Source organism: Rhodococcus sp. IEGM 1379 (genome assembly GCF_030056815.1).
Lineage (GTDB): Bacteria > Actinomycetota > Actinomycetes > Mycobacteriales > Mycobacteriaceae > Rhodococcus_F.
Genome location: NZ_JASHKR010000018.1, coordinates 85,004 through 106,236 on the forward strand (window position 1 = coordinate 85,004; position 21,233 = coordinate 106,236).

Annotated in this window: 19 protein-coding genes; 6 read left to right on the plus strand and 13 right to left on the minus strand. The window is 62.6% G+C overall.

Going from position 1 to position 21,233, the window contains the following annotated elements; genetic code table 11:
- The first annotated feature begins 10 nt into the window (after nt 1–10).
- Nucleotides 11–1,303 carry a phosphatase PAP2 family protein gene (locus tag QM600_RS13155; protein WP_283261894.1) on the plus strand — a complete coding sequence of 431 codons (1,293 nt, stop codon included), beginning with the start codon at nt 11–13 and terminating at the stop codon, nt 1,301–1,303.
- Here QM600_RS13155 and mnhG read toward each other — a convergent pair.
- From mnhG to QM600_RS13185, 6 genes are read right to left on the minus strand one after another with little or no spacing between them, the layout of a single operon-like run.
- Nucleotides 1,269–1,613: a monovalent cation/H(+) antiporter subunit G gene (mnhG, locus tag QM600_RS13160; RefSeq protein ID WP_094271617.1), complete on the minus strand. Its 345-nt coding sequence runs from the start codon at nt 1,611–1,613 to the stop codon at nt 1,269–1,271. The two genes, QM600_RS13155 and mnhG, sit on opposite strands and share 35 nt — an antisense overlap.
- Complete coding sequence (locus QM600_RS13165) at nt 1,610–1,879, minus strand: monovalent cation/H+ antiporter complex subunit F (RefSeq protein WP_502942961.1); 270 nt, start codon at nt 1,877–1,879, stop codon at nt 1,610–1,612. The genes mnhG and QM600_RS13165 overlap by 4 nt, the downstream gene beginning before the upstream one ends.
- Entirely contained in the window at nt 1,876–2,445 is a 570-nt protein-coding gene (locus QM600_RS13170; RefSeq protein ID WP_283261895.1) for a Na+/H+ antiporter subunit E, read from the minus strand. Before QM600_RS13170 ends, QM600_RS13165 begins: the two co-directional genes overlap by 4 nt.
- Nucleotides 2,442–4,079, minus strand: a complete 1,638-nt coding sequence (locus QM600_RS13175) for a Na+/H+ antiporter subunit D (protein ID WP_283261896.1) — start codon at nt 4,077–4,079, stop codon at nt 2,442–2,444. Before QM600_RS13175 ends, QM600_RS13170 begins: the two co-directional genes overlap by 4 nt.
- On the minus strand, nt 4,076–4,681 hold the full coding sequence (locus tag QM600_RS13180; RefSeq protein WP_283261897.1) for a Na(+)/H(+) antiporter subunit C: 606 nt from the start codon (nt 4,679–4,681) through the stop codon (nt 4,076–4,078). Before QM600_RS13180 ends, QM600_RS13175 begins: the two co-directional genes overlap by 4 nt.
- Nucleotides 4,678–7,512 carry a Na+/H+ antiporter subunit A gene (locus QM600_RS13185; protein WP_283261898.1) on the minus strand — a complete coding sequence of 945 codons (2,835 nt, stop codon included), beginning with the start codon at nt 7,510–7,512 and terminating at the stop codon, nt 4,678–4,680. The genes QM600_RS13180 and QM600_RS13185 overlap by 4 nt, the downstream gene beginning before the upstream one ends.
- Nucleotides 7,513–7,692: 180 nt before the next feature.
- Here QM600_RS13185 and QM600_RS13190 point away from each other — a divergent pair, with 180 nt between their 5' ends.
- Complete coding sequence (locus QM600_RS13190) at nt 7,693–8,106, plus strand: NUDIX hydrolase (RefSeq protein WP_502942962.1); 414 nt, start codon at nt 7,693–7,695, stop codon at nt 8,104–8,106.
- Here the strand turns inward: QM600_RS13190 and QM600_RS13195 are convergent.
- From QM600_RS13195 to QM600_RS13205, 3 genes are read right to left on the minus strand one after another with little or no spacing between them, the layout of a single operon-like run.
- On the minus strand, nt 8,063–9,403 hold the full coding sequence (locus QM600_RS13195; RefSeq protein ID WP_283261900.1) for a hypothetical protein: 1,341 nt from the start codon (nt 9,401–9,403) through the stop codon (nt 8,063–8,065). The two genes, QM600_RS13190 and QM600_RS13195, sit on opposite strands and share 44 nt — an antisense overlap.
- Before the next feature lie 28 nt (nt 9,404–9,431).
- Nucleotides 9,432–10,787, minus strand: coding sequence for a hypothetical protein (locus QM600_RS13200; protein WP_283261901.1), 1,356 nt, complete (start codon nt 10,785–10,787; stop codon nt 9,432–9,434).
- Between the two features lie 26 nt (nt 10,788–10,813).
- Nucleotides 10,814–11,428: a TetR/AcrR family transcriptional regulator gene (locus QM600_RS13205; RefSeq protein ID WP_283261902.1), complete on the minus strand. Its 615-nt coding sequence runs from the start codon at nt 11,426–11,428 to the stop codon at nt 10,814–10,816.
- 129 nt (nt 11,429–11,557) lie between these two features.
- On the opposite strand from QM600_RS13205, the gene QM600_RS13210 reads away from it, so the two are divergent.
- The 4 genes from QM600_RS13210 to QM600_RS13225 all read left to right on the plus strand — a co-directional run bounded on the left by QM600_RS13210 (nt 11,558) and on the right by QM600_RS13225 (nt 15,712).
- Nucleotides 11,558–12,826 (plus strand): cytochrome P450, encoded by a 1,269-nt coding sequence (locus tag QM600_RS13210; RefSeq protein ID WP_283261903.1) that lies wholly within the window; start codon nt 11,558–11,560, stop codon nt 12,824–12,826.
- A gap of 42 nt (nt 12,827–12,868) precedes the next feature.
- Nucleotides 12,869–13,621, plus strand: a complete 753-nt coding sequence (locus QM600_RS13215) for an isocitrate lyase/PEP mutase family protein (RefSeq protein ID WP_283261904.1) — start codon at nt 12,869–12,871, stop codon at nt 13,619–13,621.
- The gene (locus tag QM600_RS13220) at nt 13,618–14,640 is read left to right on the plus strand and encodes a DUF2804 domain-containing protein (protein WP_283261905.1); all 1,023 of its coding nucleotides are present in this window, start codon (nt 13,618–13,620) and stop codon (nt 14,638–14,640) included. Before QM600_RS13215 ends, QM600_RS13220 begins: the two co-directional genes overlap by 4 nt.
- A gap of 163 nt (nt 14,641–14,803) precedes the next feature.
- Nucleotides 14,804–15,712, plus strand: coding sequence for a hypothetical protein (locus QM600_RS13225; protein ID WP_283261906.1), 909 nt, complete (start codon nt 14,804–14,806; stop codon nt 15,710–15,712).
- 100 nt (nt 15,713–15,812) lie between these two features.
- On the opposite strand, the gene QM600_RS13230 is transcribed toward QM600_RS13225, so the two are convergent.
- From QM600_RS13230 to QM600_RS13245, 4 genes are read right to left on the minus strand one after another with little or no spacing between them, the layout of a single operon-like run.
- The gene (locus QM600_RS13230; RefSeq protein WP_283261907.1) at nt 15,813–17,435 is read right to left on the minus strand and encodes an amidohydrolase; all 1,623 of its coding nucleotides are present in this window, start codon (nt 17,433–17,435) and stop codon (nt 15,813–15,815) included.
- A gap of 9 nt (nt 17,436–17,444) precedes the next feature.
- Nucleotides 17,445–19,601 carry an AAA family ATPase gene (locus QM600_RS13235; RefSeq protein WP_283261908.1) on the minus strand — a complete coding sequence of 719 codons (2,157 nt, stop codon included), beginning with the start codon at nt 19,599–19,601 and terminating at the stop codon, nt 17,445–17,447.
- Between the two features lie 21 nt (nt 19,602–19,622).
- Entirely contained in the window at nt 19,623–20,522 is a 900-nt protein-coding gene (locus QM600_RS13240) for a CDP-alcohol phosphatidyltransferase family protein (RefSeq protein WP_502942963.1), read from the minus strand.
- The gene (locus QM600_RS13245; protein ID WP_283261910.1) at nt 20,519–21,232 is read right to left on the minus strand and encodes a phosphatidylserine decarboxylase; all 714 of its coding nucleotides are present in this window, start codon (nt 21,230–21,232) and stop codon (nt 20,519–20,521) included. The genes QM600_RS13240 and QM600_RS13245 overlap by 4 nt, the downstream gene beginning before the upstream one ends.
- Between the last annotated feature and the right edge of the window lies 1 nt (nt 21,233).

The following is a 21,233-nucleotide window of genomic DNA, read 5'->3' on the forward strand; positions in this document are numbered from 1 at the left end:
TTCTCATAAGTTGCTGATTCTCGGCAGTGCCGGGGTAGTCGCGCTGGTTCTGGGTGTGCAGGCGTTTGCGTCGTACAAGGGCTATCTGGGTCCGGTGGAAAGCCTGTTCGGTGATTATTTCCTGGTTCCCCGTTCGGCCACGATGCCGTGGGTGGGCTTGGCGCTCGCCTTGGTCGGCCTCAATAACCGCGAACGTATCTACGCAGTCTCGGCTGCGGTAGCCATCGATGTTGTCGTGGGCGGCATCCGCTGGTTTTCGGGCGGACCGCTCACGATGGGTACGGGTGGCACCTGGGTGCTCACGGCAATTGCGGTCTACGCGTTCTGGAAGTTGAGCGGCGAGCGGCGTAGCGCGGTCCTGCACGGAGTTGCTCTGGGCGCGCTGTTGATCATTGCCGCGAAGGTCGCCGAGACGTGGCTCTCGATCACCATCCTGCTCGGTACCGACGTGTGGGACGAGTACGTGTTCCTCGCCGATCAGGCTTTGGGCAACCCGTCGTGGGTGATGGGACAGATCGTCGACGCGATGGGACCGGTCGGCGCTGCTGCTCTCGGCTGGATCTATGTCGAGCTTCCGGTCGCCGTGATTGTGGTCGCGCTCTACCAGTCACGTAAAGGTTGGCCGTCGCATCACCTGCTGCGCACTTTCCTGCTCATCGGATTGATCGGGCCGGTCTTCTACATACTGTTCCCGGTGGTGGGTCCGGTGTTCGCTTTCGGTCCGCGAGGGCTCGGATTCCAGATCGGTGATTTCTGGCCGAATATCGTTCCGAACATTGATTTTTCAGCTCCCGCGTCGTTGCCTTTCGACGACGAGGCTCCCCGCAACTGCATGCCGAGTCTGCACACGGCGTGGGCGGTTGCCTTGTTCGTACATTCGAGGCGTGGTCCGTGGTGGTTGCGGAGCCTGGGTACGTTCTGGCTTCTCTCGACGCTGACGGCAACGCTGGGCTTCGGATTCCACTACGGCGTCGACCTCATTGCCGGCGCAATTCTGTGCCTGACTCTCGATGCGGCGCTGCATGATCCGGAACGTGGCTGGGGCTGGTTCCGCGTCCGGTTGATCCTCGGTGGCAGTGCGATCCTCGTCGGGCTTCTGCTGTCCTACCGCTTTGCATCGGTACAGATGGCAGCATATCCAGAGTTGTTCGGGCCGTTGCTGATCGCTGTTCTGGTACTGATGTCGGTGGCGTATTACGCGACGTTCTTCGCTCGCCCGGGTACCGCGTTGGCGCAGTGGGGCGAGCGAGCGGACGACGCTCTGATACCTACCGAAGCTCAGGCGGGTCTTCCAGTTCGTTGATCTTCATGACGGCGTCCTGCTCGCGCTGTTCGCGGTAGGCGACACGTCCCACACTGTGTGCAATCACGGGCGCTGTCAGCAACGTGAAGACACCGACCAGGATCAGCATCCAGATGTCGACGCTGCCTCGAAGCAGGAACACTGCGCCCATCAGAACGAGGATGAGTCCGACGACCTGCGGTTTGGTAGCAGCGTGCATACGACGCAGGGTGTCGGGGAATCGTACGATTCCGATCGCTGCGGTGAGTGCGAGGAGCGCGCCGAGGAAGATCGAGACCGCCCCGATGACGTCGAGAATGTTACCGATCATCGGTCACTCACCCGGAAACGTGCGACGGAAACGGAACCGATGAATCCGACGAGGGCCAAGGCGACGATCGCGGGAATGATGGTGGTGTCGGCGCTGTAGGCAGCCCACACCGCGAGTCCACACATCGAGACGGCGACGATGGTGTCCAGCGCGACCAACCGGTCCAGCGAACTGGGCCCGTCGATCAGCCGAAATGTTGTCAGCAGGGCGGCAATCAAAAGTATTACCCCGGATACGATCAGGGTGGTGGTGATGAACCCGTTCATTGGTCCTCCGATCGGGGTGCATCGAATTCGTAGTCACGTTGGTGCCAGGGGCTGGGTTGCCAGTCGGAATCACGTTCGAAGGATGCGATGAACAGGCGCTCGAGATCTTCGACAGACCGATAGAACGCGCTGACGGATTTCTGCGAACCGACGTCGAGCACGTGGACGTAGACGATCCGGCGGTTCTGGTCGATCTCGAGAACCATGGTTCCGGGGATGAGATTCAGGACGTCGATGCAGAGGGTAAGCACCAGATCGGATTTGATGCCGAGCTGGTATCGCAGGACACCGGTGACGGGAGGCGGCGACGGCCTGATCGCCAGCCACGCAACCTGGATGCTCGAAAGCACTGCGTAGTAGACGATCACCCACGTCAGACGGAGGATCGAGAGAATATGCACGCGGCCCTCGACGGGTACCCGCGGGAGCGGGAGCAGGACCATGATGACGATGCCCACGACGAGCCCGCCGAAGATGTTGCCGTAGCTGACGTTGCCCCACAACAGAACCCACACGAATGTCAGCCACACCAAGATTCCGACGCGGAGTACCAGTTCACGTTTCATCGCGGCGGCTCCTCTGCGGTGGTATCCGAATGCGGTATCGGGCGGTGGTCCCCGAGGACGGCTTCGATGTAGATGGACCGATCCTGTAGATCCTTCGCCGCACGGTCACTGATGTCGATGATCTGGCCCGCGAATACCGTCAGCGCGAGTCCGACGGCCACCAACCCGACCGTCGGGATCAGCATGAACGCGGGAATCTTGCCGACGTCTTCACGATCGACGAAGGCGATGTCCTCTTCGGATTCGTCGATCAGCGCCGACGGACTGACATCCGCGAGGTCACCTTCGGGGGCGTCGGCGCGGGCACGCCAGAACGCTTTGGTCCACACTCGGGCGACGGCGTAGAGCGTCAGCAAGCTGGTGACGGTGCCGCCGGCAACAAGCACCCAGGCGAGTGCGCTGGCATCGGCAGTACCCGCTTGCAGGAGCGCGACCTTGCCGATGAAGCCCGAGAACGGCGGAATGCCACCGAGATTGAGGGCGGGGACCAGGAACACGATTGCCAGGATCGGGCTGGCCGCAGCCAAGCCGCCGAGGCGTCGTAGCGACGCGCTGCCGGCTTGACGTTCGATCAGTCCGACAACGAGGAAGAGCGTCGTTTGCACGATGATGTGGTGCGCGACGTAGTAAATGGATCCCGAGAGGCCTGCGGACGTCGACAGAGCAATGCCGAAGATCATGTAACCGATGTGGCTGACCAGGGTGAATGACAGGAGTCGTTTGATATCGCTCTGGGCGATGGCACCCATGATGCCGACCACCATCGTCAACAAACCACAGATCATCAAGACGTTGTCGAGTTCACCTTGCGGGAACAGGAGCGTGTGCGCGCGGATGATCGCGTACACACCGACTTTGGTGAGGAGGCCGGCGAAGACGGCGGTGATCGGTGCTGGTGCTGTCGGATAGGAGTCCGGGAGCCAAGCCGAGAGTGGGAAGACTGCGGCCTTGATCCCGAAGGCGACGAGCAGAACACCGAAGATCGCAGTCCGCGTGCCGGGTGGAATGTCGTCGAACCGCAGGGCCATGTCGGCCATGTTGAGAGTGCCCGTCGCGGCGTACGCAAAGGCGATGCCGGCCAGGAAGATCAGCGAAGACACCATCGAGACCATGACGTACGAGACGCCCGCTCGAACGCGATCCGCACTCCCGCCCAAGGTGAGCAGCACAAAGCTTGCCGACAGCAGAACCTCGAAACCGACGTACAAATTGAAGAGGTCGCCGGCGAGGAAGGCGTTGGAAATACCGGCGGTCAGCGCCAGATATGTCGGTAGGAAGATCGACACCGGCTGGGCTTCGCTGCCATCGCGGATACCCTGACCGATCGCGTAGACCATGACGGCCAGCAGGACAATCGAGGACACCACCAGCATCATCGCCGAGAGGCGGTCCACGACGAGAGTGATGCCGATCGGGGAATCCCAGCCGCCCACCTGGATAGCGGTGGTGCCGTCACGATCCGCCAGGTAGAGCAGCATTCCGGAGACCGCGACCACGGCGACCAGCGCGATGAGGGTGATGACGCGCTGGAATCGTGGGCGTCGGCCGACGACGAGCGTGGCGGCGGCGGCCAGCATCGGGATCAAGACGGGCAGGGGTGCGAGCGCTCCCATGAGGTTGTGCGAAATGGTCATGAGCGAGCACCTCCCTTGCGCTTGTCGGATTCCTGTTTACGCGCGAGGTCGGTAGCCCAGTCGGGCACCGGTTCGTCCTCGAAGTCGCCGTCGTGAAGGTCGTCGTAGCACTCGATGTCCTCGAGGTTGACCAACTGTTCGAGGGGAATGGGGTTGCCGTCCTTGTCGAATGCGTCGCCGCCGATGCTGGGTGCGCCGGTGACGGGGTCGTCGGAACGGTCGTGGTCGGGGGCGTCGGAGGGGAGTCGACGCTTGATGACCTTGGTGTCCTCGGGATCGTCCTCGACGGCGTCGGCGGTGTTGATCTTGAAAGATCGGTACGCCAGTGCCAGAACGAAGGCGGCGATGCCCATCGTGATGACGATGGCTGTCAGGATCATTCCCTGAGCCAGGGGATCCGCGATTTTCTCGTGCACCGATTCGCGGCCCACGATCGGCGGATTGCCGTCGCTGCCGCCGACGGTGAGGATCAGCAGATTGATGCCGTTGCCGAACAGGAGAAGGCCCAACAACATTCGGGTGATGCTGCGTTCGATCAGCAGGTAGACGCCCGTCGAGATCAGTACACCGACCAGGACCAGCATTATGAAATTGGCACTCATGATGCTTTCACCTCGATTTCTGCGTCGAGGCGGGCGCCGAGACTTCGGAGTACGTCCAGCACTAGGCCGACGACGATGAGATAGACACCGAGGTCGAAGAACAGTGCGGTGACCAGTTTGACGTGGCCGATGAGCGGGAGGGTGAACTCGAAGACGGCCGACGAGAGGGCCGGGGCACCGAGGAACAGGGAGATGATGGCGGTACCGGCCGAGAGCGCGAGGCCCAATCCGAGGATCTTTCCGGCGTCGATGGGCACGGCTTCACCGAGTTCGTAGCGGCCACCGGCGAGGTAGCGCAAAACGAGCGCGAGTCCGGCCGTCAGGCCGCCGGCAAAACCGCCGCCGGGTGCATTGTGGCCGGAGAAGAAGAAGTAGATCGACAGCACCATGATCGCGGGGAAGACCAACCGGGTGGTGACTTCCAGGACCAGGGAGCGGTAGCGCGGGTCGATGAGATCGCCGCCGCGCAGCCACGTCGTATCGGAGTTGGCGGCGGCTTTGTCGACGATCACCGACGGTGCATCGGCGACGCGGGGCGCGATACCGAACCGGCGGTTACGGAACACGAGGCTGGCGACACCCGTCGCCGCAACGAGCAGCACCGAGATCTCGCCGAGGGTGTCCCACGCGCGGATGTCCACGAGGAGAACGTTGACGACGTTCTTGCCGTTGCCGATGGTGTACGCGGCGTCGGGGAGGAGTTCGTAGATCGGACGGGTGTTGCGTGCGTTGACGGCGTACGCGGCAATCGTGGTGACGGTGGCGCCGACGGCGACGGCCAGGATCGCGCGCGGCAGTTTGAACCCGATGGCTTTGCTCTCGTCGACCTCGGCCGGGAACTTTCGAAGCACCAGCACGAAGATCACCAGAGTCAGGGTCTCGACCAGGAACTGGGTGAGCGCCAGGTCCGGGGCACCGTGCAAGGCGAACAGGACACCGCAGCCGTAACCGGTGAGGCCGACGAGAATGACGGCGGCCAGACGGTTGCGCATGACAATTGCAGCAAGTGCCGCGGCGATCATCATCAGCGCGATCGTGAACTGGATGGGGGAATCCCACAACCGCATGTCCACGCCCGTGCGAGTGTCGATGATCAGCAGGACCAGCGGAACGATGACAAGCGTCGCGAGGATGGTCGACTGCGTCCGGGGGAGTGAACCACGCTGCGTGGCGCCGGTCAGACGCATGGAGATGGTGTCCATGCCGCGCAGGGTGGCGTCGTAGATACGGTCGGCGTTGCCGAGCGGGGGATGCTCGAAGTGCAGGCGGCTGATCTGGCGTTGCGCGATGTAGAGCGCAAAACCGCCGGCGATGACTACGCAGGTAAGCAGCAGCGGAGTGTTGAATCCGTGCCACAGAGCCAGGTGGTAATCGGCGTGCTGACCGGGTGCCAGCGTCGATGTATAGGGCGTCAGCAGCTTCTCGAGCTGCGGCGACAGGATTCCCGCGGCCAGACCGAGGACTGCGAGCAGGCCGGGCGCGAACAGGAACAGCCAACTCGGGGCGTGCATCTTGCTGACAGCGGGGCTGGGATTCTTGAGCGTCTTGCGTCCGAAAGCGCCCCAGATGAAGCGGATGCTGTAGCCGACGGTCAGGATCGAGCCCATCACGATGACGGTGATGACGGCGATCGACGACCAGTGTCCGAGTACGTCGGTTTCGAGTACCGACTCGAGTGCGGCTTCCTTACCGACAAATCCGAGGAGCGGTGGCAGACCGGCCATACTCGCCGCGGCTAGTCCGGCGATAACCGCCAGTGCCGGGGCCTTCTTGCCCAGATGGGCGAGTTTGCGCAGGTCACGGGTGCCGGTGGTGTGGTCGATGATGCCGACGACCATGAAGAGCCCCGCCTTGAACATGGCGTGCGCAACCACCATCGTCATGCCGGCGAGGGCCGCGTCGCGCGTACCGATTCCGACCAGCACCATCATGAAACCGAGTTGGCTGACGGTTCCGAAGGCGAGTACCAGTTTGAGGTCGTAGGCCCGCATGGCTCGCCAACCGGCGAGGATCATCGACAGCAACCCCAGGCTGATGATGGTGACCCGCCACGGTGGTGAATCGGCGTAGCCGGGAGCCAGGCGTGCGACGAGGTAGATTCCGGCTTTGACCATGGCAGCAGCGTGGAGATAACCGCTGACCGGGGTGGGTGCCGCCATGGCGCCCGGGAGCCAGAAGTGCAGGGGCACGATAGCGGATTTGGACAACGCACCGATCAGGATCAACACGATCGCGACCGACGGAAGCCAACCCGTGGGCGGCGACGCGACAAGGTCGGAGAGGTTGTAGCTACCGCCGGCCTGGCCGAGGATGATCATGCCGACCAACATCGCGAGACCACCCGCAGTGGTCACCAACAAGGCCTGGGTGGCGGCGCGACGACTGGTGGCGCGCTCGGCGTAGTGCCCGACCAACAGGAACGACAGCACTGTGGTCAGTTCCCAGAACATGTACAGCAGCAGCATGTTGTCACTGGTCACGAGGCCGAACATCGCGCCGGCGAAGGCAACCATCTCGGCCGCGAAAATCCCCAGACGGGGTTCGTCGTCGTTGAAATATCGTGCGCAGTAAACCAGGATCAGGGTGCCGACGCCCAGTACCAGGACGGCCATGATGGCGGAGAGTGCGTCGAATCTGAAGTCGATGTCCATCGACAGGCCCGGAGCCCAGGTGATGTGCAGCGTTTCGACGCTGCCCCATTTGTCGATGACCCAGCCGAGGCTGGCCAGCGGTACCAGTGCGAGTGGAAAGAAACCGTTTCGCCCGAACCTGCGCACCACAAGCGGAGCCAAGAGGGCGGCAACTGCGTGGGCAAGCAGAATAGCGAGCAAAAGGCACTCCGTCGTGTTGTCAGCGGTGCGGCGGGGTGTCCGAACTAATCGAACCTATCGAGTATTTCCAGACGAAATTACTTCGTCCACGTGCACATATTACCGGGCGGAACGGTTTCGTTATGCAGCGAGTCGGTTCGAGCTACAACCGCAGCGACTGCTACACGTACGTTGGGCGAGGTGAAAACGCAGATCATTCGGACCGCTGCCCTCGCCCATATTCGGGACCGTCGACTGATCCAGACCCGGTCGGTCGGTAAGACGGCGTTCTACATGGCCGGCGGAAAAATCGATCCTGGTGAGACGCCGGAACAGGCCTTGCATCGTGAGATCCGCGAAGAACTGGACGTGGGACTGGTGCCGGGCACCGTGCAGTTCCTCGACGTCTTCGAGGCCCATGCGTTCGGGCACTCGATTGATACCGGACTGCATATGAGTTGCTACCGCGCCGAGATGGACGGCGACCCGCGACCCACGAGCGAGATCGCAGAATTCCGGTACTTCACTTTGGCCGAATACGAAGCAATGGACGACGTGGCGCCCGGTTCTCTCAAGGTGTTCCGACGACTGGTGTCGATGGACCTGATCGACTGACGTTGCGGAGTCGGTGACTCGTGTACGCGCAGACAGTCACGATGACCAGTGCCGTGCATCCGAGAATCACCAGATCTGACGAAGGCTCGAACCGGGAGACCGCAGCCTCGCCCTCGAGCGGCGTGTAGTCGGTCCACCCGTACGAGAATCGCGGATACACCAGCAACGCGAAGGCTGTCGGACCGAAAATGACGCCCAGTCCGACAAGCAGACGCGAGCCGCCGGTCCGAGGCGGTTCCGACATCTTCGCACTGATTATCGCGTAGGCCGCGGCTGCTCCGGCGATCACGACGAGGAACTCGCTCAGCGGGGTGGTTCTTGCCGAATAGTTCGCGAAGCCGGCGACAGTCAGAACGAAGAGAAGTCCGTAACTGACAACCACCGACGGACGGAAAGCGGCGAGCACCGCGGCCGCCACGATCAGGGCACCGAGAGACAATGCGCGGGCAGCAGTGAGTTCCTGCGCCAATGTCACCGCTTCCGGTGGGCGGTTCGCGACAACCACGGCGAGACTTGCCGCAGTGGCTGTCGACATCAGCAGGATGTGACTGCCGTTTCCCAATGCCAGGGCCGCAATCACCGTGACGGCGAGAGCGCCCATGAGGACCGGAACCGCCGCCCAGACGGTGGTGACCTCGAACCACCAGTTCACGATGAGCCCCGTGAGTGTCAGTACGGCGGTGATGACAACAGGCCGCACCGCCATCTGCTCTCGCCGCTGCGTTGCGTCTGCGTCCGGGTCGTGGCGGTTGTCGGTGTTGTGGTTCCAGAACACCAGAATCGAGAGTGCAGTCAGTCCCAGCGCCGCCAATGTGACCACTGTGAACGGCGGTTGAAACTGTGAAGCATCCTGCGCCAGATAGTCGGAGTATCGACGAGGAAGGGCGTTAGGGTCCAGGATGGCCGTCGAAACATACACGGCTACAAGCACTCCCGCGACACTGGTTGCCAGGAGGGATTTCGGAAGCGTCGATGTGACTGCTCCCAGCGCGACTCCCGCTGCGACGGGCGCGAACGCTTCGAAAGCCTGGTTGTGCAAACCCGGTAGTTCGAGCAAAATTCCCGCGAGCGCGACCATTGCGGCGGTTCGGGTACGAGAGCGAACCAGGCCGGCGGCTGTGCCGACCGCAACGACAGCGAGTACGCCCGTGCCGATGGTTCCGATCGACCAGAATCGTTCGCCGGACGACATCGACGTCCGTTGGCTGCTCACAAACGGTGCGAGTACAACGACGATAACAACAAACGCCGTGAGAGCACTGAGTGTGATGCGAAGCGTCCTCATGTCGGCGTGCACTGCTCCACGGTAGTCAATTGGGCACCGGTTACGCCGGATTTGAAGGTCTCAGTCGGGTGACGGGAATTGCGCACACCGTGATGATCGCGGTGAAGAGGAGTGCTGTACCGATCGTCTGGGCGGTGAAGTAGTCGACGGGGATGGAGGTGAACTCTGTCGGTTGTCCCACGAAGCTGAAGTTCACGCGCGTCGGTGCCCATGTGAGTTGATCGGCGAGGATGGCGATTGAGGAGAAGGTCATCGCGGCAAAGGGAATCGTGAGGCCCAGGGTCGCGTCGACCAGGCTGCCGGGAGCGAGGGCGCTCATCAACAATGCTCCACCGAATCCGAGGGCGGCGAGCTTGACCGCGAGTGCGATGGTTCCGTGGGCGGCCTGCATGGGTAGTACTGCGGATAGTGGCACGGCTACAAGAATGGCGAGGGCGACAAGCCGAAGGGGTCGGTTGTGTAGGTTCCGGCCCAGTCGCAGTCGCAGTCCCAGTGCAACTCCCACTCCCGCAACCAAAATCAGTCTCCAGGGGGATCTCCACAGGTCTTGTTGCTTCGCCAGATCAACGAAGACGGGGGCTGATGCGGCTGCGAGTGCCGTTGCTGCCCAGAGGAATGTGCCGCCCGCTCCGGACTGATCGCCGAGCCTGCGTGCAGCAATTGCGGTGAGCGCCAATGCTGCGGCGGCGCACGCGGCCATCACAAACCAGGCGGTGCCCTCGCTGGCATATTCCTGTCGGTCGATCACGGATCCGAGCACGCGGTGCCCGATGGCCAGAGCGGCGATGACGACAAGTGCGATGCGGATTTCGCCGGCGTCGGGGCGCCTGATCCGGAACTCGGCCTGCGCTGTTGCGGCACAAGCGATTGCGGCGATCGTCATTCCGCCGAGGAGTATCCAGGACGGTTCACCGACTGCCGAGGTGCTCATGCTGCCCATCCCGTTCGCGAACACTCGAATCGAGAGAAAGGTAGTGAGCGCACCCAGCATCAGAATGTTTCTGGTGGTGGTCCGGTCCCACACTGCCGCGACTGCGCAACCCAAGATGATCCCGGCTGCAATGCTTTTGATGATGATCAGGGAAATCAGCAAGTCGAGTACCGCAACGTCGCGTACTACTGCGCTGATTGCGGCGATCACCAATGTTGCTACTGCCACGGCAATCCAGGCAGCTCTGCGCGAACCGCGTCGTTGTACCAGCGCGCAGGCGAGCACCGCGACCACGGCGCCGAGTCCCACGGCGGTTGGTCCGGTGCTGATCCAGCGATCGACTTCTGATTGCGAGGCAACGATCGCCCAGTCGCTCAGTGCTGGATTGGTCAGAGCAACGGCTGCGAGAACACCCGCGTGCATGGCTGCGAAGGCGGTGAGGATCGCTCGAAAATCGACTGGCATCGAACCAACCTATCGCGGGTTCGGCCTCAGACCGGGGGTGTCAGTGCGGGGAACCAGATGTCGGTCAGAACGTCGGCGGCCACGTCGGCGCCGGTGGTGATGGCACCCTGCTCGGCCCAGCGGATGAAGAAACGCTCGATCTGGGTGAGTAGCAGTTCAACTCGAAGTTTTGCTTCGTCGCGTCGTTCTTCGGGCCAGCGAGCGAGGTACGACGTCATCGCATTGGGTAGGGCGGAGATGCCGGCGCGGGCGAGGGCGCGAAATTCGGGTTCGAGAACCATGGCCTCGTCCCAGGCGCGCATCAGGTGGTGGTGATCGCGGCACCAGTCGAGGGCGCGGTTGATCCATCCGGCGAATTCCTCGCGTGAGCCGGATTCGAGTACGCGGTCCAGGTCGGTGAAAATCGCGAGTGTGCTGGACATGACGGTATTCGATCCGAGGGCTTTGAGGATGTCGAGTTTACCGGGGAAGTGCAGGTAGAAGGTGGCTCGGCTGCATCCGACACGGCCGACGATGTCCTCCACGGTGACGGCCGCGTATCCGCGTTCGGTGAAGAGTGCGTCGGCAGCTTCTACGAGGTCTGCGCGTGTTTGCTGCTTCTGCTTTTCGCGCAGAGTTGGCTTGGCCGCAGTGTTGGTCATTAGCGGAATCTTACGGCGACGAGGTGCCGGTTGGGGTAGTTGGGCGAGACTTACCGTCTTTTACTTGACAGCGCGTCAGTGAAAGCTACTCTGTGGTGCAGGGCACAAACCGACCGATCAGAGGACGCCATGACCATCTCGGAAACAACTCGCACACCTGACCTGCCGGCCGGCTTCGATGTCACCGATCCCGACATCCTGATGGATCGAATTCCGTTCGAGGAATTCGCGGAACTGCGTCGCAGCGCACCCGTGTGGTGGTGCGAGCAGTCGCCCACCGTCGGCGGGTTCCAGGACGAGGGTTACTGGGTTGTTTCGCGTCATGCAGACGTCAAAGAGGTCAGCCAGCGCAGTGATATCTTCTCGAGCTGGGAAAACACTGCAATTACGCGATTCGCCGATGACATGCCGCGTGAGGCGATCGAGATGCTGCGCCACCTCCTACTCAACAAGGACGCGCCCGAGCACACCAAGCTGCGCAAGCTGATCTCCAAGCTGTTTACCCCGCGCGCAATCAACGGCATGCGGGACGAACTGGACCGACGCGCCCGATCCATCGTCGGCGAAGCTGCGTCCGCGGGAACCGGAGACTTTGTCTCGCAGGTCGCCAGTGAACTGCCCCTGCAGGCCATCGCCGATTTGATCGGTGTGCCGCAGGAAGATCGCGACAAGCTGTTCAAGTGGTCCAACGAAATGCTCGGCTACGACGATCCCGATTACGAGGGTGACCCGGCCGTGGCGTCCACCGAGGTGCTCGGCTACGCCTACATGATGGCCGACGCTCGGCGTAACGAGCCGGCCGACGACATCGTCACTACCCTCGTTCAGGCCGACATCGACGGCGAATCACTCAGTTCCGAGGAATTCGGTTTCTTCGTGATGATCCTCGCGGTGGCCGGCAACGAGACCACCCGAAATGCGATCACCCACGGCATGATTGCGTTCCTCGACAACCCCGATCAGTGGGAGCTGTACAAGAAGGACCGCCCCAAGACCACGGCCGACGAGATTGTCCGCTGGGCCACCCCCGTGGTGTCCTTCCAGCGCACTGCGACCGAAGACACCGAACTGGCCGGCGTCTCGATCAAGAAGGGCCAGCGCGTTGTCATGCTCTACAGCTCCGCCAACTTCGACGAGGACGTCTTCGAGAACCCGATGACCTTCGACATCACCCGTAACCCCAATCCGCACTTGGGTTTCGGTGGCACTGGCGCGCACTTCTGCATCGGCGCCAACCTTGCGCGCATGGAAATCGATTTGATGTTCAACGCTATTGCCGACAATGTCCCGGATATCAGCAAGATCGGTGACCCGCGCCGTCTGCGTTCCGGCTGGATCAACGCGATCAAGGAATTTCAGGTGGATTACAAGGGGACAGGTTGCCCGGTAGCTCACTAGGGTGAGTTGAGAGGTATTTCCTACGACTCGAGGAGCCACCGCATGACATCGATCAATGACAAGGCCACCGCTTTACTGGCGTTACATAAGCCAGGCAACCCAGTAATCCTCCCCACGGTGTGGGACGCGTGGTCGGCGAATCTTGCGGTGGCTGCGGGTTTTGCAGCCCTGACCGTCGGCAGCCATCCGGTTTCAGATTCCATCGGTAAGCCCGACAACGAGGGCATCACGTTCGGCGAGTTGGTGCGTCGAATCAAGCAGATCACCGGCGCCGTCGACGCTCCCGTCTCGGTGGACATCGAGAGTGGTTACGGGCTCGAGCCCGCTGTTCTGATCGAAGGCTTGATCGACGCCGGTGCTGTCGGCCTCAATATCGAGGACACCGTGCACAGCGAGGGCGGGCGGTTGCGCGAGGCACAAGAGCATGCCGATTTTGTGGGTGGGCTTCGGCAGGCTGCCGACGACGCCGGCGTGCACGTCGTTGTCAATGCCCGTACCGATCTGTTTGTGAAGCAGGTGGGCGACGAGTCTGATCGGGTGGACCGCGCAATTGCACGCCTCAAGCTGGCAGCTGATGCGGGCGCTGATGTTCTGTATCCCGTCGGACGGCACGACGAGGCTACTCAGCTTCGTCTGACGTCGGAACTTCCGTTGCCGGTCAACGCAATCGGTATCCCGGATCAGGATGACCCGGCCAGCTTCGGGCCGCTCGGAGTGGCCCGTGTGAGTTTCGGTCCGTTCTTCCAGATGGCGCTGTCGAATCGCGGCACCGAGATTCTGGGACGCTGGGCTTGAGCAACCAGGTTCTGGCGCCCGGCCCGCTTCTTGATGCTCGTGGGCAGCTCGTGGAGGCGGGCTGGGCGCCCTCGGAGGTTCGGAGGTATCAGCGTTCGGCTGTGAAGGCACCCAAGTTCCGACTCAAGGAGTGGGACTACTATTGCGTGCTCACGCCGGATTACGGCATCGCGTTGACCGTTGCGGACAACGGTTACATGGGCTTGCTCGGTGTGTCGTGGTTGGATTTCACGACGCCGCGTGAGGTTACGGAAAACGTGATGCTGCCGTTTCCGATGGGCAAACTGGGTCTGCCGGGAAGTGCTGATTCCGGTGATGTTGTTGTATCGAAGGGTAAGGCGTGCTTCGAGTTTCGGCATGTGGATGGTGGGCGCCGGCTAGTTGTCGACTATCCGGCGTTTGACGGTGGGAAGGGGTTCTCTGTCGACCTGTTTTTGCAGAGTCCTCCCGATGATCGCATGGTGATAGCGACGCCGTTTGCGAAGGCTCCGCGCTCGTTCTACTACAACCAGAAGGTCAACTGCCTACCCGCTGCGGGAACGGTTCGGGTTGGGGAGCAGGATTTCGCATTTCGGTCGGAAGACGCTTTCGGCGTGCTCGATTGGGGTCGCGGCGTCTGGACGTATGACAACACCTGGTACTGGGGTTCGGCATCGGGGTTGGTGAACGGCGAGCGGTTCGGCTTCAACATCGGTTACGGATTCGGTGATACCTCAGCGGCCAGCGAGAATATCGTTTTTGTGAATGGTGTTGCGCACAAACTGGATCGGCTGGAGTTCGAGATGCCACAGGGAACCTACGACGGCGCACCGTGGAAGTTCACGAGCAACGACGGCCGCTTCGAGATGAAGTTCGAGCCGATCATCGACAGAGCCGCGACGTTCAATGTCGGTGTACTGCGCTCGATCCAGCACCAGGTATTCGGAAAGTTCTCCGGCACTGTTGTTCTCGACGACGGAAGCACTGTCGCGGTTCATGATCTCCTCGGGTTTGCGGAGGAAGTTCAGAACCGCTGGTAAGGCTGCTTTGCTGAAGCTGGCACCGCTTCTGTGTAGTGGGCACCTTTTCCAGTCTGCTGAAAGGGGTGCTCACTGTGCACAGAGGGTGCTCACTTCAAAGAGTTATCCACAGATCCGAATCGTGTCCGCTTTCCACCGCCGGGATGCGCGAGGATCACTGGTCATGGGGGAACAACTGCACATCATCCGCAGACCTGAGCATCTTGCTATCGGCGGTACGGACGCCGAGATCCGCAGGACCTGCTCAAATGGCGAGTGGACCCGAATCCATCGCGGCGCCTACGTATCCAGAGCTCAACTGTCCGATCTGGCAGTACACGAGCGGCATCGTGTACGCGTTCGTGCCGTGGCGAATGCTGCCCACGTAGGCTCAATCGTCAGCCACACGTCGGCTGCGGTGATCCACGGATTCGAGCTCTGGAACACGCCGCTCGATCGAGTTCATCTCAGCCGGAACCGCCGTGGGGGCAGTCGGCAGTCCCCGGACAGGCACGTGCATTCTGCGCAGTTCGCAGACGACGAAGTCACTACTGTCGACGGCCTTGCAGTCACGACACCAGGGCGCACAGTGGTGGATCTTGCGCGCTCACTGCCCTTCGAGCAGGCGTTGGTAGCGGGAAACTCTGCGCTGCGACGCACTCCGGTGGGGATCGACGAAATCAAGGGCACTTTGTCCCGCGTGCCGCGGCACCCATTGCATCGCCACGCATTCCATGCGGTGAGCTCGATGGATGCACGTATCGAAAGCGTCGGCGAGTCTCGGAGCCTGGCGCTCTTCGTACGCGAGCGACTTCCGATACCGCAGCCGCAGGTACAAATCGGCAATGCCAGAGTTGACTTTCTGTGGCGTGAGCACCGCACCATCGGCGAGTTTGACGGTCGTGTCAAGTACGGCCGTCTGGTGCCCGCGGGCCGCTCCGCCGAGGATGTTCTGTGGGAGGAGAAGCTTCGCGAAGACCGTCTGCGCGAAGCCGGCTGGCAGGTTGCGCGGTGGACGTGGGCGGACTTGTCGACGCCGTCGCTGGTGGCGCGCCGGATCACGGCGGCGTTCGAGCGTGGCCGCGGTGCATGACAGTTTCCCCGAAGTGAGCACCGTCTTTGTGCAGTGAGCACCTTTTCCAGCGTGCTGAAAGGGGTGCTCACTGCGCACAAAGGGTGCCAGCTTCCGGCGGCTAGCCGATAGCGCTCAATTCTCCGTACACGGTCCGCCCTTCCAGCATCGTGGCACGGATCTTCAGGTCGGACAACGAGGTGGGCTCCGTGTCGAGGGGATTTGCCGACAGGACAACAAGATCCGCATAGGCGCCGGGGAAGATCGCGCCGAGGTGCTCCTCGCTGAACAGCTGCCAGGCAGCGTTGACGGTATGAGCGCGCAGCGCAGCATCCACCGGGATCCGTTCCTGCGGCGCGATGACGCGGCCGCTGGGCGAGAGCCTGGTGACGGCGTCCTGCATGTTCCGCAAGGGGTTGGCGGGAGTGACCGGACCGTCGTTGTGGAAGGTGAAGCGTTGACCGGCGGCAAGAGCGGAACCTGCTGCGGCCCAGACACTGCCGTGTTCGGGCCCGAAGAGGTCGTCGACCAGTACGTCACCCCAGTAGTGCAGGTGGTCGATGAAGATACTGACCGTGACCCCAAGATCTGCAGCTCGCTGGAACTGATCCGGACGCATTGCGCCGACGTGTTCGAGACGCAATCGGTGATCCGGTCGTGGATACTCCCGCAGGAGTTGTTCCCACGCATCGAGGACCATCGTGATTGCGTCGTCGCCATGAGCGTGGCATGCAATTTGCCAGCCCTTGTCGAAGTAGGCGGCGCTGATGTCGTGGATCTGCTCACCCGTGTAGTTGGCATGGCCGTGGGTGCAGGCGATTCCGAGGCCGCGGGTTGCCTCGGTGTCCAGGTACGGGAAGCTGGTGGCGATGTTGCCCACCCACGGCGAACCGTCGGACCACACCTTGATTCCGATTTGCCGGACCAGGTCGTTGCCGTCGCCGGGTGCGGCTTCGGTTGTGCGGGCAGGTGTCGACATTTCGTAGAGGCGAAACCGGGTAGTGAGCAGTCCGGCGTCGGCGATAGCTTTGAGCGCCGGTCGCATTCGTGGATCGAACGACATTTCTGCGACGGTGGTGATACCCGCAGCATTCAGACGCGCACACTCAGCGGCTAACAACGCCGGGAAATCGTCTCCGATGGTCATGGCATGTCCGGCAACAGTGAACACTGCGGGAGTTTCGTAGGCCGTGCCGTCCAGGGCGCCCGATGCGTCGTGGCCGTACGAGCCGCCGACGGGATCGTGTGTGTCCCGGGTGATTCCGGCTTGTGCTGCTGCGGCAGTGTTGAAGTAGGCGACGTGACCGGAGTTGTGCAAGATCACCAGGGGGTGATCCGGTGCGACGGTATCGAGCCACTCGAGTGTGGGCTCGGGGAGGCCCTTCTGCAGTAACGGATCCCAACCGTTGAGGGCAGCGCCTGCTGCGCCACGATCAGCGACGGTGTCGGTGATCGCAGCCACCACAGCATCGGCGTCGGCGATCGTGACCGGTCGTATATCGACGACGGCGGGGCCGAGCACGATTGCTTCTTCCAGTGGATGCCCGTGCGGTTCGATGAATCCTGGTAGGATGCAAGCACTTCCGACATCTACAACTCGGGTGCCTGTCCCGATGAGCGTCTCGATCTCAGCTCGAGGTCCTACCGCCGTGATCCGCCCGCCCGTGACGGCCAGGCCTTCCGCACGCGGTAGCGAGTCGTTCATCGTGACGACGTCGCCGTACAGCACCAGATCTGCATCCATGTTCAGTCCTTACCGGTTGTCCGCATATGCCTGTAGGTGTGCTACCTGCTCGGGATCGAGTGAGGGCCTTACTGTTTTGCGTGCCGTCGCTACGTCGGCTGCGCTCACGTCGGCAGCGTCCATGTCGCGCCGCATGGCAGTGAGCGCGGCTTCGCGCAACAGTGCCGAGCAGTCTGCAGCCGAGTAGCCTTCGAGATCGACGGCCAGGGCGTCCAAGTCGACGTCTTCGGCGAGTGGCACGGACTTGCCGGAGGCTCGCAGAATTGCCTTGCGGGCCTCGGCATCCGGCGGCGGCACGAACACCAGTCGTTCCAATCTTCCCGGACGCAAGAGTGCGGGGTCGATCAGATCGGGGCGGTTGGTGGCGCCCAACACCACAACATCACGCAGCGGTTCGACGCCGTCCATCTCGGTCAGCAATGCTGCGACGACGCGATCCGATACGCCGGAGTCGGAGCTCTGCCCGCGACGCGGGGCGAGGGCGTCGATTTCGTCGAGGAAGATGAGGGAGGGGGCGGAGTCGCGGGCGCGCTGGAACAATTCGCGCACCGCTTTTTCCGAAGCGCCGACCCATTTGTCCATGAGCTCTGCACCTTTGACGGCGTGGACGCTGAGGTGGCCTGAGCTGGCAAGGGCGCGAACAAGATACGTTTTTCCGCAGCCGGGTGGGCCGTAGAGGAGGACGCCGCGGGGCGGGTCGACGCCCAGGCGGGCAAAGGAATCGGGGTGCTGCAGCGGCCACAGCACGGCTTCGGTGAGTGCCTGTTTGGTTTCGACCATATCGCCGACATCGTCGAGGGTGACACTGCCGATGGAGAGTTCTTCGGTACTCGAACGGGACAGTGGGCGAATCACTTTGAGTGCACCGACTAGGTCTTCCTGAGTGATTTCGGGTGCCTCACCTGACTTGGATGCGCGGGTTGCGGCGCGCAGTGCGGCTTCTCGGCATAGTGCCGCGAGGTCGGCGACCACAAATCCGGGGGCTCGGGAGGCGATGGCGTCCAGTTCGAGTGTGCCGGTGGGGACTCTGCGAAGGAGCAGTTCGAGGAGTGCCCGGCGTGTTGCGCCGTCGGGCAACGTCAGGGACAGTTCGCGGTCGCACAGATCTTGCCCGCGTAGGCGTGCGTCGACGCTCTCGGGATGTGCGGACGTGGCGACAAACGCTACTCCCGGGGTGGCTACGGCGCCCCGCAGTTGTTCGAGGATCAGCGCGGACACGGGTTCAGGAGTCGAGGGCAGTAGTGCGTCGATATCGCTGATCAACAGAACTCCGCCGCCGCGCACTGCGGCTACGGCGTCGACAATGCGTTGTAGACGCGTATTCGGTTCGGTGGCACCAACTCCGGGGCCGTCGAGTTCGACGACGTTGCGGGACGACAATACCGATCGGGCGAGCGTCGCTTTGCCTGCTCCGGCCGGGCCGGTGATCAGAATGCCGAGATGCGGGGAGGCTCCGAGAGTGCGCAGTAGTTCCGGTTCGTCGAGCGCGAGGCCGAGCCATTCGGTGAGCTTGGCGGCCTGAGCCTGAGCGCCAACCAGGTGATCGAGGGGTACAGCAGCAACATCAGCGGCCACCACAACCGCAGCAGGAACAGCGGCGGCGGATGATCTTCCCCAGTCCACCGCCGAATTCGGCTGCACGCTCACCGGACCGCCGGCCGGATCAACACCCGTAACGGTGAGCAGTTCCGATGTCCAGGCGACGCCGAAGGTACGGGAAAGAGCTTGAGTGGCTTCGGAAGTGCTGGTGCCCGGGCCCAGGTCGCGGGGGAGTAGCGAGACTGTGTCGCCGACGCTGACAACTTTGCCGAGGAGTGCCTGCCGCAGAACTGTGGGGCTGATCGATTGTGTCGCCATGGTGGAACCCGTGACGGAGACGGAGCGTGCTCCGTACACCGTCACCGGGCCCACCACGACGGAAGAGTTTTCGGTGAGCCCGACGTTGGACATCGTGACGTCGTCCAGCAGAATCGTGCCGGCCGGGGTGCCGGTGGGCGCCCGCCCCGCTACTGCAGCGGTTCCGCGGGCACCCATCAAGGCGATGGCATCCCATTCACGGATACCCAACGCCGCCAACGCTTCGGGATGCAAGCGCACAACACCGCGTCGTAAATCTGCGGCGGAGGTGTTGAGGCGGACGGTCAGGGCGAGTTCCGGCGAAGTCACACCCCGAGACTACGTCGTAAATTATCTGGGGCGACGTAAGCCGAGGCGCACCATCGAGCGTCGTCCGCCGGCAGTGGGCTGACGCCGTATCGCGCGACGCTCCGACGGCTTGATGTCCCAGGTTTCCGGACGTGCCGCAACCCATCGCTTGGAGTGAACCGCGAACGGGATGTGGACGAGGTAGATCGCGACGAGAACGATCAGCAGGACGTACGGGAAGGTGATCAATGCTGCTGCGGTCAATGCAACCAGCACCAGCAGTGCGGCTGCCATGTGCGGGGGCACCGATACCGATTTCATTGCCAGTGTCGGAATGCGGCTGACAATCAGTGCGGCGGAAAAGAGCATCCACACAACAACAACTACCTGCGACGACCACCATCCGTCTCCCCACTGCGCGGTCGCAGCCAGGGGAGTGAGGGCGATCAAAGCGCCAGCCGGTGCGGGTACGCCGACGAAGTACTCGCGGGCGTAGGCGGGAACATCGTCGTCGTCGAGCAAAGTGTTGAACCGCGCCAGACGCAGAACGATGCTGACGGCGAATACCAAGGCGATGATCCAGCCGAAACTGGTGCCGTCCAACAAGGTCACGTACAGAACCAGCGCGGGGGCGACGCCGAAGGAGATGGAGTCGGACAGCGAGTCGAGTTCGGCACCGATCTTGCTGGTGGCGTCGAGAAGTCGTGCGATCCGGCCGTCGAGTGAATCGAGGACAGCGGCAGCACCGATCATCGCGAGAGAGATGCCGGGCTCACCGTCAAGCGCGAACTTGACGGCGGACAGCCCGGCACACAGCGCGAGGATGGTGATGACTGACGGCAGCAACCGCACGGCCTGGGTGCGTTTGGGCACCTTGATACCGGGTTGTTTTGCGGCTACCGCCGGTTTCTTCACGGCTGGCTTCATCCTCGGTGTCTTCACGGCAGTTGCGCGATGACGGTTTCAGCACCGATTGTGCGCTGACCTGGTTCGACCAGCAAGGTCGTTCCGGCCGGGAAATACGTGTCGACGCGGGAGCCGAATCGGATCAATCCGTAGGTGTCGCCGATGGGGAGGACGTCGCCGACGCCCGCGTAGCAGACGATACGACGAGCCAGCAGGCCCGCGATCTGGACGACGGCAATGTCGTGGCCGGATGCGGTTTCGATGAGCATGCTGTTGCGCTCGTTGACTTCGCTGGCGTCCGCGAGATCTGCAGAGAGGAACTTGCCGGGCTGGTGAACAACTGTTTTGACGATTCCGCCGACGGGGGCGCGCTGGACGTGGACGTCCAGAACCGACAGGAAGATGCTCACGCGGGGGCGGGGTTCGCTGCCCAAGTTCAGCTCGGCCGGCGGGACTGCGTTGTCGACCAATGCGACCTCGCCGTCGGCCGGAGCTACGACGACGCCGATGCGATTGGGCGGCACCCGATGCGGGTGACGGAAGAATGTGGCGCAGGCGACCGCGGTGGTCAGACCGGCGCGGCGCACCCATTTGCGGTTGCGGCCCAAGGCTGCAACGCCCAACGGTGCCAGCACAAACGGCAAGCCGGCGGGATGTAGCGGCGGAATCGCATGGCGAACCAGATCGACGAGATGTCCGATCCCGGTGGGTTGCGGGGTTCCGGGGGGTGTGGGTCGGCGTGCCACA